The sequence below is a fragment of the Nonomuraea sp. NPDC050404 genome (assembly GCF_040655495.1).
In the GTDB taxonomy this organism is placed as follows: domain Bacteria; phylum Actinomycetota; class Actinomycetes; order Streptosporangiales; family Streptosporangiaceae; genus Nonomuraea.
The window spans coordinates 1-13725 of record NZ_JBFAKB010000005.1 but is presented as its reverse complement, the minus strand read 5'-3'; the positions used below and the strand labels follow the sequence as shown (position 1 = coordinate 13725).

Below are 13725 nucleotides of genomic sequence, written 5' to 3'. Positions count from 1 at the left end.
ACACGTCCCAGGTGGAGCGGGCACAGTGCGTTAGGTTCCTTTGGGGGGAGTGAGGGGCATGAAAGCGCTGGTCAAGCAGAGGGCCGAGCCTGGCTTGTGGCTGGTGGACGTGCCGGAGCCGGTGGTGGGGCCCGGTGAGGTGAAGATTCGGGTGCTGCGTACCGGGATTTGCGGTACGGACCTTCATATTCGGAAGTTTGATGACTGGGCCAGGCACACTCTGGAGCTCCCGCTCATCGTCGGGCACGAGTTCGCCGGCCACGTGGTCGAGGTGGCGCCGGGGGTCGAGGACATCGCCGTCGGTGACCTGGTCAGCGGCGAGGGGCACATCGTGTGCGGCAAGTGCCGCAACTGCATGGCCGGCCGCAGGCACCTGTGTGCCAACACCATCGGGCTGGGGGTGAACAGGGACGGCGCCTTCGCCGAGTACGTCACGCTGCCCGCCTCGAACGTCTGGGTGCACCGCGTCCCCGTACACCCCGACGTGGCCGCCATCTTCGACCCGTTCGGCAACGCCGTGCACACCGCGCTGTCCTTCCCCCTGGTGGGCGAGGACGTGCTGATCACCGGCGCGGGACCGATCGGCCTGATGGCGGCGGCCGTGGCCACGCACGTCGGCGCGCGCAACGTGGTGATCACCGACGTCAGCGACGAGCGGCTCGACCTGGCCGGCAAGCTCGGCGTCTCCCTCGCGCTGAACGTCTCCAGATCCTCGATCGCCGAGGGCATGCGCCAGCTCCACCTGCGCGAGGGCTTCGACATCGGGCTGGAGATGTCCGGCAACCCGGTGGCCGTGCGGGACATGATCGCGAGCATGACCCACGGCGGGCGGATCGCCATGCTGGGGCTGCCCGCCGGGGAGTTCGCCATCGACTGGGCCACGGTCGTGACGTCCATGCTCACGATCAAGGGCGTGTACGGCCGGGAGATGTACGAGACCTGGTACAACATGTCCGTCCTGCTGGAGAAGGGCCTCGACCTCTCCCCCGTCATCACCGACCGATTCTCCTACCGCGACTTCGACGCCGCCTTCGACACGGCCGCGAGCGGTCGTACGGGCAAGGTCATTCTGGATTGGAGTCCCGCCTGATGTTCACGAACGTGCGCCAGGAACTGCGTACCACGCTCGACGAGATCACCGAGGCCGGGCTGCTCAAGCCCGAGCGCGTGATCACCACCCCGCAGAGCTCCCAGGTGAGCGTGGCCGGCCGCGAGGTGCTGAACTTCTGCGCCAACAACTACCTGGGCCTGGCCGACGAGCCGTCCGTGGTCGAGGCGGCCAAGCAGGCGCTGGACCGGTGGGGGTTCGGCATGGCCTCCGTACGGTTCATCTGCGGCACCCAGGAGGTGCACAAGGAGCTCGAAGGCCGCCTGTCGGACTTCCTGGGCATGGAGGACACCGTTCTCTACAGCTCCTGTTTCGACGCCAACGGCGGCGTCTTCGAGACCCTGCTCGACGCCCAGGACGCGGTCATCTCCGACGCGCTCAACCACGCCAGCATCATCGACGGCATCCGCCTGTCCAAGGCCCAGCGCTTCAGGTACGCCAACCGCGACATGGCCGAGCTGGAAGCGCGCCTGAAGGAGGCGTCGGAGGCGCGGCGGCGGCTGATCGTGACCGACGGCGTGTTCTCCATGGACGGCTATCTCGCGCCGCTGCGGGAGATCTGCGACCTGGCCGAGCAGTACGACGCCATGGTCATGGTCGACGACTCCCACGCCGTCGGCTTCGTCGGCCCGACCGGCCGGGGCACGCCCGAGCTGCACGGCGTCACCGACCGGATCGACATCATCACCGGCACGCTGGGCAAGGCGCTCGGCGGGGCCAGCGGCGGCTACGTCTCGGCCCGCAGGGAGATCTGCGAGCTGCTGCGCCAGCGCTCGCGCCCGTACCTGTTCTCCAACTCCCTGGCCCCCGTCATCGCCTCGGCCTCGCTGCGCATCCTCGACCTGCTGGAGAGCTCCAGCGAGGCCCGTGAGCGGCTGCGCGCCAACACCGCCCGCTTCCGCGCCGAGATGACCAGGGCGGGGTTCGACATCCTGCCGGGCGAGCACCCGATCGTGCCCGTGATGATCGGTGACGCCGCCGAGGCGAGCGCCATGGCCGACCGCCTGCTCGACCTGGGTATCTACGTGATCGGCTTCTCCTACCCTGTCGTGCCGCACGGCCGGGCCAGGATCCGCGTGCAGCTCTCGGCCGCGCACTCCGAGCAGGACGTGGACCGCGCGGTCCAGGCGTTCATCCAGGCCAAGGGCTGAGTATCCTCCCGTGCTATGGAGCACGGGTGATTGATCCGCGGCGGTTGCGCACGCTGCGCGCGGTGGCCGACCACGGTACGGTCACCGCCGCCGCTGCCGCGCTGCACCTGACGCCCTCCGCCGTGTCCCAGCAGCTCGTGGCGCTGGAGCACGAGGTGGGCCATCGGCTGTTCACCCGTGACGGGCGCGGCGTGCGGCTCACCGCGGTCGGCAAGATCATGCTCGGCCACGCCAACGAGGTGCTCGCCCAGCTCGAACGCGCCGAGGCGGAGGTGGCCGCGTACACGACGGGCGAGGCCGGCGAGGTCACGGTGGCCTGCTTCGCCACGGCGATCAGCGCCGTGCTCTCGCCCGCCATGGCCGCCCTGCGCGCCACCGCCCCCGGCCTGTCCGTGCGCGTGCACGACGCCGAGGGCGACCAGGGCCTGGCCATGTTGCTGGACGGGCGGGCGGACCTGGCCATCGCGGTCGAGTACCGCGGCGCGCCCGACGCCGGCGACCGCCGGTTGTCGCGCCGCCCGCTGTACGCCGAGCCGTTCGACCTGGTGCTCCCCCATGACCATCCGCTGGCGGAGACGGCCACGCTGACGTCGCTCGCCGCCGAGACCTGGATCGGCCCCTATCCGGGCAATCCGGTGCACGACGTGATCACGTTCGCGTGTCAGCAGGCGGGCTTCACGCCGGACCTCGTGCACTGCTCCGACGACTTCCGCGCCGTGGTCGCGCTGGTCGGGGCGGGGGCCGGGGTGGCTTTGGTGCCACGGCTGGCGCTGCGTGACATGGCGCTGCCCGGCGTCGCCGTGCGCCATACGCCGGGTCCCGAGCGCCGGGTCTTCGCCGCCGTACGCCGGGGCTCCGATGCCCATCCCCTCCTGCGCCCGCTGCTGTCCGCCCTGCGCATGGTTGCGGAATCTCTCGGAACGGGGTGAAACACCCCGTACATATCCGGACATCTCCTCAAATGTGTTCGCCGATCGGAAGGAACGCCGCATGGGGCCGCCCGAGCCCGAGCAACGCTTTGAGGAGATCTACATGGCGTACTATCCCGCCGTCGCCAGCTACGTGCGGCGGCGCGCAGGGTCACCGGACGACGTCGCGGACGTGATCGCGGAGACCTTCACCACGGCCTGGCGCCGCCTGAACGCCGTCCCCAAGGGGGACGAGGCCAGGCTCTGGCTGTACGGCGTCGCCCGGCGCGTGCTGGCCAACCACTTCCGCGCCGAGGAGCGCAGGACCGCCCTGGCCGTACGGCTGCGCGAGGAGGCCGCGACCTGGACCGCGCCCGACACCACGCACGACCCGGCCCACCAGGCATTCCAGCGGCTGGCGGACGACGACAGGGAACTGCTGTCCCTGGTCGCCTGGGAAGGGCTCAGCGGCCCCGAGGTGGCCAAGGTGCTCGGCTGTTCACGCGGAGCCGCCCGGCTGCGACTGCACCGCGCCCGCAAGCGCCTGGCCAGGGAACTGGCCCAACTCGACCCGGATCTCGCCGACTACGGCCGCCGCGCCGTCTCTCTCGCGAAAGGACAGCCATGACCAGGAACGTCGACGACATCGTCGCCCGGTTCGCACCGCCTGCCGTGTCCACCGTGAGCGAGGGAGCCCGAGAGCTGATGCACGAGATCATGGCGGACCCGACCGCCCCGGAGCCCGTGAAGAGCCGCAGGCGACTCAACCTGCGGATGGCCATCCCCGCGGGAGCGCTGCTGGCGGCCGGGGCGGTGGCGGCCACCACCTGGCTGCTTCCCGTCTCGCCCGCCGCCGCGCTGGACATCAAGGAGGACAACGGCTACTACGTCATCGAGGTCAAGGACCTCTACGCCAACCCGAAGGTCTACGAGAAGCAACTGCGGGACGCCGGGCTCAAGATCACACTGAGGGTCATTCCCGCCACCGCCGCCTACGAGGGCCAGGTCTTTCCGACCTCTCCGGACATGAAGTACCTGGAGGAGATCAAGGGCATCTACCCGCCCGGCCCGTGCGAGCGGGTGGACGGCTGCGCCATCGGCGTGAAGATCCCCAAGAACTTCTCCGGCGTCGCCGACGTCGCCGTGAGCAGGAAGGCGCGTACGGGCGAGAAGTACCAGAGCACCACCACGTTCGACGCCAAGGGCGAGCCCATGCACTGCGTGCCCTACCTCAACAAGACCGTCACCGAGGTGACCGCGCTGCTCAAGGAGCGCGGGGTGCGCGTCAACAAGTACGCGGACCTGACGCCCATCGGCGCCGGCGACATGAGGTCGGTGCCCGGCAACTGGTACGTCGACGGCGGGATGCTCACCGAACCCGGGGTGGCCTTCCTCTCGGTTTCGGAGATGCCGTTCCCCGAAGAGGAGATCGCCAGGCTCAACCAGAAGTCCGTCAAGGGCTACGGCTGCCCCATCTCCTGATCTTGAGGGGTAACGTGCGCCCATGGGACAAAACGGACCTGAGGGCGTGCCGTACCGCAGGCTGATCGGCCTGCCGGGAGTCGGGGCGCAGGCCGTGCTCGGCTTCCTGGCCCAGCTCACCCAGCAGGTGGCCCCCGTCGGGATGGTGCTCGTCGTGCAGGGCGCGAGCGGCTCACTGGCACTGGCGGGGACGACGGCGGCGACGTTCTCGGTCGGGGCGGGCATGGGCAGGCCCGTACAGGGGCGGCTGATGGACCGGCACGGGACCAGGCCGGTGCTGGCCGCCACGGCCCTGCTGCACGTGGCGGCGCTGCTGGCCCTGCTCGGATGCGCCCGGCAGGGCTGGCCCTGGTGGCCCATGGTGGTGCTCGCCTGGGTCGCGGGCATCGGACTGCCGCCCATCTCGGTCAGCATGCGGATCGAGTGGGGCCGCAGGATCGCCGCCGAGAACCGTACCGCCGCCTACAGCCTGGTGTACCTGGTTCAGGAGTTCGCCATGATGGCGGGGCCGCTGGTGTTCGGCCTGCTGATCGCGGTCGCCTCGTCCTCGCTCGCGCTGGGCGCGGTCACCGCGGCGGCCGGGCTCGGCACGCTGGCCTTCGCGCGGGCGCTGCGGGTGGGGTCGAATCCGTCCTCGCGGGGGCGAGGACGGGTGTTCGCCGACCGCCGGATGCCGGTGCTGCTGGCCGTGGTGCTGCTGCACGGCGGCACCTTCGGGGCGCTGCAGGTCGGGATGCCCGCGCTGGCCGCCGCCCGCGACCTGCCCGCCGCCACCGGGCTGCTGGTGGCGGCGCTGTCGCTGGGTGGGATCGCGGGCGCGATGGCCTACGGTGCCCGCTCGTGGCGGTCGCCGGTGCCGGTGCGGCTGGTGTGGCTGATGCTGGCGCTGGGGCTCGCGCTGGCGCCGCTGGTGCTGATCGGGCCGCTGCCGCTGTTCGGGGTGGTGCTGTTCGCCGGCGGGCTGGCGCTCAACCCGGCGCTGACGACCTCGTCGCTGCTGGTGGACGAGTACGCGCCGGCCGCGCAGGCGGAGGCGTTCGGCTGGGTCTCCACGGCGCTCGGGATGGGCGGCGCGGCGGGCTCGGCGGTGGCCGGGCTGGTCGGGGAGAGCTTCGGGCCCACCGTCCCCTTCCTGGCCGCCGCCGTGTTCGCCCTCGTGGGCGCGGCACTGGCCACACCGCTGCTCAGAGGCGGGCGCGGGCCAGGTCCAGGGCTTCGGTGAAGCGGGCGTACGTCTCCAGCTCGGCCTCCACAGGCTCCAGTACGAGTTCCGCGCCGACCGTCCCGATGGCTTTCCGCAGCGCCTTGGCCGTACGGCGGGCCCTGCGCCTGCCGCCCGCCCACGCCGCCAGCCGCGACAACAACGCGATCAGCACGCCCGCCAGCGCACCACCCGCCAGCAGCACCGTCGGCCACGGAACCACGCCGGCGGTCGGCAGCGGCGGCTGGGGCAGGCGCAGGTAGTCCATCGCGAACAAGCCGGCGAGCCACAACGCGCCGGTCAGCATGGTCGCGAACACCAGCCACTGCAGCAGGTTCACCGCGCGCCACCACCGGGGGCGCTTCGTGCCGACGGCGGACGTCGTGGCCACCGCCCGGTCCACCGCGTCCGCCAGCTCACCGGCCCGGGACCTGGCCGCCTGCCGGGTCGCCGCCGCCCACGGCCCCGGCAGCTCCGCCGAGGCCACCTCACCGACGTCCCTGACCGCCGTCTCCACCTGCGCCCGCTGCACAGCAGAGGCCGCCGGTACGGAGGTCCGCCCGACGATCTCCTTGCTCTGCCGCCCGGCGATGCGCAGCCTGCGTAGTGGGTCGGGCCGGAACTTTCTGACCCATCGGGTGACCGGCCATCCCGTCGCGACCACGGCCCGGTGGCGGTGTCCCTTGGCCACGGCCTCCACGACCAGCGGCACCCCAGCCGCCGAGCACAACGCGCCGGTGAGCGCCCGATCCGCCCCCGCCATCCGCTTGGTGGCGTCCCTGACCGGCCCCGCCCCTGCCGCCCGAGTGGTGTCCCTCGGCCGCCCCGACCCTTCCGCCCGAGTGGCGTCCCTCGGCCGCCCCGACCCTTCCGCCCGAGTGGCGTCCTTCGCCGGTTCCGTCCCGGATGTGCCGCAGGTCGCGAGGTGGTCGGCGGCGGAGGTGATGTCGGCGGCCAGCCGGTCCGACCAGGACCTGCGTTCGGAGACCCGAGCGGCGAGCAGGGCGCGGAGCTCGTCCACGCCCTGTCCCGTGCGTGCGGAGGCCGCCAGGACCGGGATGCCGGTGAGGCCGTCGGCGTCCAGCAGGCGGCGCAGGTCGTCCAGGCAGCGCTCCACCGCGTGCGCGGGCAGGCGGTCGATCTGGTTGAGCACGACGACCATCACGTCCCGGTGCCCGGCCAGCGGGCGCAGGTAGCGCTCGTGGAGGGCCGCGTCGGCGTACTTCTGCGGGTCCACCACCCACACCAGCAGATCGACCTGCTCGACCAGGCGATCCACCTCCAGCCGGTGAGACAGGCGGATGGAGTCGTGGTCGGGCAGGTCGAGGAGGACCAGCCCTGACAGTTCGGGGGTGGTGGCGGCGGAGTGGCGGTGGGGAATGTCCAGCCAGTCCAGCAGCGGGCCCGCGCCGTCGCCGTCCCACAGGGCCGCCTGGGCGGTCGAGGTCGTGGGCCTGGTGACGCCCACGTCCGCCAGGTCCTCCCCCGCCAGCACGTTGTAGAGGGAGGACTTGCCGCTGCCCGTGGCGCCCGCCAGCGCGGCCACGGTGTGGTCGATGGACAGCTCGCGGCGTACACCGGCCCGTTCGGCGACCGCACGCGCGCCGGTCACGTCCTGCTCGGGCAGCCGCCCCTCGGCCAGGGTGGCCGCCTCCAGCAGGGCGGACAGCCGGGAGTCGAGAGACGGGCCCTCCTTGCGGCGCAGCAGCTTCACGGCCCCTCCTCCCTCGGCACGGGGAACTCGGCCGTCTGCGCGGGCAGCTCAGCCGTCCCCGACGGAGGCAACCCCTGCACAGGCAGTTCGGCGGTCCCCGACGGAGGCGGTCCTTGTGCGGGCAGTTCGGCCGTCGCCGACGGAGGTGGTCCTTGTGCGGGCAGTTCGGCCGTCGCCGTCGCGGGGAGGTCGGCGCGGTGGTCGTGGATGCGCTGGGCCGCCGCCCGGAGCACGTCCGCCGTCCCTCTCGGCGCTTCGACCGTCTCCAGTTGGGCGGTGAACCGGGCCGCCTCCTCATCCAGCAGCCCCCGCACCCGTTCCCGCAGGTCCTCCCTGGCCCGCGCGGTAAGCGACCGTACCGCCTGGTCCCCGAACACGGCCTCCAGCAGCTTCTGCGACAACACGCTCGTGCCGCCCGCGATCCCCACCTCGATCCCCGTCAGCCCGCCGGTGGAGGCGAAGACGGCCAGCATGAGCAGCAGCCCGGCCCCGTTCACCCCGAAGGAGGCGATCCTGGCGGTGGTCCGGCGCTCGGCGCCCTCCTGGCGTACCAGGTCGAGGACGTATTCCTGCCATCCACGCACCGCCGCCTCGGCCCGTTTGCCGAGCGAGGCGGAGGCCCGGCCGAGGCGGGCGGACTCGACGGCGCCGAGCCGGTCGAGGAGCCCCGGGCCGCCGGGCGCGGCCGACCAGCCCTCCAGGGCCCGTTCGGCGGCTCCGTCGGCCGCTCCCCTGATCAGCGCCTCCACGCCGCTCTCCAGGGCGTCCCTGAGCTTGGCCTCGGGCACCCGTCCGGTGAAGAAGCCGACCACACGGTCGCGCAGCCAGCCGACGCGGCTCTCCAGGGAGCGCATGAGGTCGCCGGTGCCGATGAAGTCCTGCCAGCGGGCCAGCACCTCCCCGCGCAGCAGCGACCCGTCCCGCATGCCCTCGTCGAAGTCGGCCATCCCGCCCGCGTACGCGCCCGACACGATGGATCGCAGGCCCTCGAAGGCGGCCTGCTGGCGTTCGACGGCGGTGGCCAGCGACGGCACCCGGGTGGCCAGGCTGTCGAGCGCTCCCGACAACGTCTGGCGTACGACGCGGGACCGCTCGGCGGCGTCGGCGGCCAGCCCCGTCAGCCACGCGGAGATGGGCGCGACGTACTCGGCGGGCAGCCTGGCCTTCTCGTCGGGGAGCGCGGCCTCGGGGACGGTGAACAGGCGGGTGCCTTCGAGGCCGTTCTCGGTGAGGAGGCGGGTCAGGTCGCGGGCGACGGGCTCGGCGGCCTCGCTTGGCACCCGATCGAGTACGACGGCCAGCGCGGTGCTGCGTTCGCGGGCCGAGCGCAGGAAGCTCCAGGGCACCTCGTCGGCGTACCGGGCGGCGGTGGTGACGAAGAGCCACAGGTCGGCGGCGGCCAGGAGCTGGGCGGCGAGTTCCCGGTTGGCGGTCACCACGGAGTCGATGTCGGGCGCGTCGAGCAGCGCCAGCCCCGCCCCGAGCGCCTCCGACGTCACCACGCGCAACGCACCGGGGCCTTCCCCCGTGGCGCGGGACAGGCCGGGGAGCACGTTCTGGCCCATGAACCAGGAGCGGTCGGCCGGGCTGACCACGAGCGTGGGCACCAGTGTGGTGGGCCGCAGCACGCCCGGCTCGGCGACGTCGGCGCCGACCAGTGAGTTGACCAAGGTGGATTTACCGGCCCCCGTGGACCCGCCGACGACGGCGAGCAGCGGCGCGTCCAGGGCGCGCAGCCGGGGCAGCAGGTAGTCGTCGAGTTGCCCGGTCAGCTCCCGCAGCGCGCGCCTGTCGGCCTCGGCCGCGCCGACGGCCAGCGGGAACAGCTCCCGGTCCAGCGGCCGCCGCAGCGACTCCAGCGCGCCCAGCAGATCCATGCTGTCAAACTAACCGGGTGGCGGCTCTCTAAGCACGTAACCGACGCTGCGCAGCGTGTGGATGAGCCGGGGTTCGACGTCGTCGACCTTGCGCCTGAGGTAGGAGACGTACGACTCGACCACGCCCGCGTCGCCGCCGAAGTCGTAGTTCCACACGTGATCGAGGATCTGCGCCTTGGACAACACCCGTCCGGCGTTGACCATGAAGTAGTGCAGCAGCTTGAACTCGGTCGGCGACAGGCGCACCGACCGGCCGGCCCGCCACACCTCGCGCGCCTCCTCATCCAGCTCCAGGTCGGCCACCTTCAGCTTGCTGGCGGGCACGGCCTCCCCGCGCGTACGCCGCAGCACCGCCCGGATCCTGGCCTGCACCTCCTCCAGGCTGAACGGCTTGGTCACGTAGTCGTCGCCGACCCGCAGCCCCGCGATCTTGTCCTCGGTGGCGTCACGGGCGGTGAGGAACAACACGGGCGCGTCGATGCGCTTGGCCACCTCGAACCCGTCCAGGTCCGGCAGCATCACGTCGAGCACCACGAGATCGGGCGAGGTGCGTACGGCCACCTCCACGGCCTCTTCACCGTCCGCGGCGGTGAGCACCTCGAACCCGGAGAAGCGCAGGCTGGCGGAGAGCAGATCCCTGATGCTGGGCTCGTCGTCCACCACCATGATCAGCGCCTCGGGTTTCATCACCTACTTAGAGTGACTCAGTCACCTGAGGGTTAGCTGAAGGCTCACTCCAAGGCGAGTGGGAGTTCGACGCGGAAGGTGGAGCCGGCCTCCGGCGAGCTGTCCACGTCCACGGTGCCGCCGTGGGCCTGGACGAGCGCCCGTACGATGGCCAGGCCGAGGCCGCTGCCCCGGTCCTCGGCCGTGCGGCGGCGGGATCGGGCCGAGTCGGCGCGGTAGAAGCGCTCGAAGACGTGCTCGACCTGCTCGGGCGTCAGTCCCGGGCCGTTGTCGACGACCTCGAGGAACAGGTTGCCGGAGTCCGCCCCGGCCCGCACGATGATCGGGGAGCCGGGCTCGGTGTGCACGAGGGCGTTGGTGACGAGGTTGCTGATGACCTGGCGCAGGCGTACCTCGTCGCCGGAGACGATCAGGGCCGCGCCGCCGATCACGTCCAGCTTGATCGCCCGGTCGGGGGCGATGATCCTGGCATCCTGTACGGCCTCCGCCACCAGTGCCAGCATGTCCACCGGCTGCATCTTCAGCGGCCGCTGCTGGTCCACCCTGGCCAGCAACAACAGGTCGTCCACCAGCACGCTCATCCGCCCGGCGGCCTGCTCCACGCGCTGCATCAGCTCGGCGGGGTCGGCGTTCGGGTTCTGCCTGGAGTACTCGGCGAAGCCGCGGATGGAGGTGAGCGGGGTGCGCAACTCGTGCGAGGCGTCGCCGACGAACTGCCGCATGCGGTCCTCGGAGCGGCGGGCCGCCGCCTCGGAGGCGGACCTGGCGGCGAACGCGGTCTCGATCTGGGCCAGCATCCCGTTCAGCGACTTGGCCAGGCCGCCCACCTCGGTACGCGGGTCGCCGTCCGGCACCCTGCGGCCCAGCTCGCCTCCGGCGATGGCCTCGGCCGTACGCTCGATCTGGGCCAGCGGCCGCATGCTGCGCCGCACGATCGTGACGCCGGCCACGGCCAGGATGAGCAGGATGCCGCCGCCGCCCAGCAGTTCGATGAGCGCGAGCCGCCGGGTGATCGCGTCCACCTCCTCCAGGTCCACCGCGACCACGAGGCTGCGCCGCTGCACCCTGCTCTCCAGCACCCGCCACTCGCCGTCCCCCTTGACGGCGGGCACGGTGAAGGGCCCGGGCTCGGGCGTGCGCGGCAGCACGGGCCCCGGCTTCAGGTCCACGTCGCGGTCGGTCAGCATCGGCACGAACTGGCCGCCCGGCTCCTTGACCAGGGCGATCGCGTCGGACTCGATGAGTATCGGGTGGTCGCCCGTCGCCCTGTCCTTGCGCCAGTCGCTCCTGACCTTCTTGTCCATGCGCGCGCTGAGCAGGTGGAGCTGGCTGTCCACGCGGTCGAGCAGATAGCCGTGCAGCACCGATACGCTCACCAGGCCGATGAAGAGCATGCCGAGGCCGAGCAGCGCCAGCATGGCGGAGATCAGCTTGATCCTCAGCGGCAGGCCGCGCATCAGGGGCTCGTCATCAGGAGCTCGGTGGCAGGCGAAGGACGTATCCGACGCCCCTCAGGGTGTGGATGAGCCGCGGGCTGCGGTTGTCGATCTTCCGGCGGAGCACGGACACGTACGACTCGACGATGCCCACCTCGCCCCTGAAGTCGTAGTCCCACACGTGGTCGAGGATCTGCGGCTTGGACAGGACCCGGCCGGCGTTGGTCATGAAGTAGCGCAGCAGCTTGAACTCGGTCGGCGACAGCGCCACCGCGTTGCCGCCGCGCCACACCTCGTGGCTCTCCTCGTCCAGCTCGATGTCGGCGAACGTCAGCCGCGGCGGCGCCGCCTGCGGCTCCCCCGCCGTACGGCGCAGCACGGCGTGGATCCTGGCGACCACCTCCTCCAGGCTGAACGGCTTGGTCACGTAGTCGTCGCCGCCGAGGGTGAGCCCGCGGATCTTGTCCTCGGTCTCGTCACGGGCGGTCAGGAAGACCACCGGTGTGTGCAGCCCGCCGCCGCGCATCCGCCGGACGATCTCGAAACCATCCAGGTCGGGCAGCATGACGTCGAGCACGACGAGGTCGGGACGATGCCGTTGCACGGCGGCCACGGCGTCGAGACCACTCTTCGCCGTGGTCACGTCGAAACCCGCGAACCTCAGGCTCGCGGCGAGGAGTTCGAGGATGTTGGGGTCGTCCTCGACTATCAGCAGGCGTGATTCCATCACATCCAAGGATGCCCTCATTAGACGAGTGCTGGGACAATTCCCGCGATATGCCGCGCAATGGCGAGGCTTGAGGTGGCGGCGGGCGAAGGCGCGTTACGCACCAGCACGACCCTGCCCTGGACGTCCACCACGAAGTCGTCCACCAGGCCGCCGTCCCTGGCCACGGCCTGCGCGCGGACGCCGCCCTGAGCCCTTTCCAGGTCAGCCGAGGTGAGCCCGGGGACGTAGCGGCGGGCCGCGTCGAGGAAGACTTTTTTCACAAGCGATCCATAGACTTCCCTGACTCCGGTACGCCAGTGCGTCCTCGCCATGCGCAACGTCCCCGGCCAACTGAGAATTTGCCGAACATTGCGAAAATTAGACCGTCCATAGCCTTCGTACGCCAGCGCCAGCACCGCATTCGGCCCCACCAGCACGCCACCGTCTATCTGCCGCGTCAGATGCACGCCAAGGAACGGATACCGCGGATCGGGCACCGGATAGATCAGCCCGCGCACCAGGTCCCTGGCGGTGCCCTTGAGCGCGTAGAACTCGCCTCTGAACGGCACGATCCGCACGTCTCCCGCTTCCCCCGCCATCTTGGCCACCGCGTCAGTGCCCAGCCCGGCGCACACCACCAGGCGGTCGAAGGCGAACTTGCGCGTCCCGGCCAGCACCTCGGCCTTTCCCGCGCGTTCCCTGATGGCCCTGACCGGGTGCGAGAGGCGTACGGACCCGCCCAGTTCCGCGACGTCCAGCGCGAGGCGCCGCGCGACGGCGGGGAAGTCGCAGATCGCGGTGTGCGGCGAGTGCACGGCGGCCACGCCGGTCGCGTGCGGCTCGATCTCGCGCAGGCCCAGCGCGTCCAGCTCCGCGATGCCCGGGACCCCGTTGGCGCGCGCCCGCTCGGCCAGCGCGGCCAGCCGGGGCCGCTCGGCGTGGCGGGCGGCCACGACCAGCTTGCCCGCCTCGTGGTAGGGCAACTCGTGCGCGGCGCAGTACTCCTTGAGCAGCGCCACGCCTTCCCTGCAGAGCCTGGCCTTGAGCGAGCCGGGCGGATAGTAGATCCCCGCGTGCACAACGCCGCTGTTGTGGCCGGTCTGGTGGGCGCCGACGCGCCCCTCCTTCTCCAGTACCGTGACCACGGCGCCCCTGGTCATGGCCAGCTCACGCGCCACCGCCAGCCCCACGATGCCCGCGCCGACGACTCCGATCTTCTCCGTCACATGATGATTTTCCGGCTTTCCGACCGTCCCGCGCCATATCTACGCGCTCACGATCCACTCGGCACGCTCACTCGGCGCGTCCACTCGGCGCGTCCACTCGGCGCGTCCACTCGGCGCGTCCACTCGGCGGGCTCACGATCCACCGATCAGGGGGCGCACGGATAGCAGACGCCGCCGATCTCCAGGCACATGTTCGAGATGGCAGGCACGGCGTGCCAGCGCAGCC

Annotated in this window: 13 protein-coding genes; 6 read left to right on the top strand and 7 right to left on the bottom strand. The window is 71.5% G+C overall.

The window, feature by feature from the left end; all coding sequences use genetic code 11:
* The first annotated feature begins 58 nt into the window (after positions 1–58).
* From tdh to AB0I81_RS14335, 6 genes are all read left to right on the top strand, one after another.
* Entirely contained in the window at positions 59–1090 is a 1032-nt protein-coding gene (gene tdh / locus AB0I81_RS14360; RefSeq protein WP_360655576.1) for an L-threonine 3-dehydrogenase, read from the top strand.
* Positions 1090–2259 (top strand): glycine C-acetyltransferase, encoded by a 1170-nt coding sequence (locus AB0I81_RS14355; RefSeq protein ID WP_360655573.1) that lies wholly within the window; start codon positions 1090–1092, stop codon positions 2257–2259. The genes tdh and AB0I81_RS14355 overlap by 1 nt, the downstream gene beginning before the upstream one ends.
* 26 nt (positions 2260–2285) lie before the next feature.
* Positions 2286–3188 (top strand): LysR family transcriptional regulator, encoded by a 903-nt coding sequence (locus AB0I81_RS14350; protein ID WP_360655570.1) that lies wholly within the window; start codon positions 2286–2288, stop codon positions 3186–3188.
* A 61-nt stretch (positions 3189–3249) separates the two neighbouring features.
* Complete coding sequence (locus AB0I81_RS14345; RefSeq protein WP_360655567.1) at positions 3250–3795, top strand: sigma-70 family RNA polymerase sigma factor; 546 nt, start codon at positions 3250–3252, stop codon at positions 3793–3795.
* A complete protein-coding gene (locus tag AB0I81_RS14340; RefSeq protein ID WP_360655564.1) occupies positions 3792–4649 on the top strand; it encodes a hypothetical protein in 858 nt (285 codons plus the stop codon). Before AB0I81_RS14345 ends, AB0I81_RS14340 begins: the two co-directional genes overlap by 4 nt.
* Positions 4650–4671: 22 nt before the next feature.
* On the top strand, positions 4672–5871 hold the full coding sequence (locus AB0I81_RS14335; RefSeq protein WP_360655561.1) for an MFS transporter: 1200 nt from the start codon (positions 4672–4674) through the stop codon (positions 5869–5871).
* On the opposite strand, the gene AB0I81_RS14330 is transcribed toward AB0I81_RS14335, so the two are convergent.
* The 7 genes from AB0I81_RS14330 to AB0I81_RS14300 form a co-directional block, all read right to left on the bottom strand.
* Positions 5834–7564: a GTPase gene (locus AB0I81_RS14330; RefSeq protein WP_360655558.1), complete on the bottom strand. Its 1731-nt coding sequence runs from the start codon at positions 7562–7564 to the stop codon at positions 5834–5836. The genes AB0I81_RS14335 and AB0I81_RS14330 overlap by 38 nt on opposite strands.
* Positions 7561–9441, bottom strand: coding sequence for an ABC transporter (locus AB0I81_RS14325; protein ID WP_360655555.1), 1881 nt, complete (start codon positions 9439–9441; stop codon positions 7561–7563). Before AB0I81_RS14325 ends, AB0I81_RS14330 begins: the two co-directional genes overlap by 4 nt.
* 9 nt (positions 9442–9450) lie before the next feature.
* Positions 9451–10128, bottom strand: coding sequence for a response regulator transcription factor (locus AB0I81_RS14320; protein ID WP_360657170.1), 678 nt, complete (start codon positions 10126–10128; stop codon positions 9451–9453).
* A 44-nt stretch (positions 10129–10172) separates the two neighbouring features.
* A complete protein-coding gene (locus AB0I81_RS14315) occupies positions 10173–11585 on the bottom strand; it encodes a HAMP domain-containing sensor histidine kinase (protein ID WP_360655551.1) in 1413 nt (470 codons plus the stop codon).
* A 13-nt stretch (positions 11586–11598) separates the two neighbouring features.
* Positions 11599–12291 (bottom strand): response regulator transcription factor, encoded by a 693-nt coding sequence (locus tag AB0I81_RS14310; RefSeq protein ID WP_360655549.1) that lies wholly within the window; start codon positions 12289–12291, stop codon positions 11599–11601.
* Between the two features lie 20 nt (positions 12292–12311).
* The gene (gene lhgO, locus AB0I81_RS14305; protein ID WP_360655546.1) at positions 12312–13499 is read right to left on the bottom strand and encodes an L-2-hydroxyglutarate oxidase; all 1188 of its coding nucleotides are present in this window, start codon (positions 13497–13499) and stop codon (positions 12312–12314) included.
* Positions 13500–13645: 146 nt separating this feature from the next.
* Complete coding sequence (locus AB0I81_RS14300; RefSeq protein WP_360657167.1) at positions 13646–13723, bottom strand: nitric oxide synthase oxygenase; 78 nt, start codon at positions 13721–13723, stop codon at positions 13646–13648.
* Positions 13724–13725: the final 2 nt, after the last annotated feature.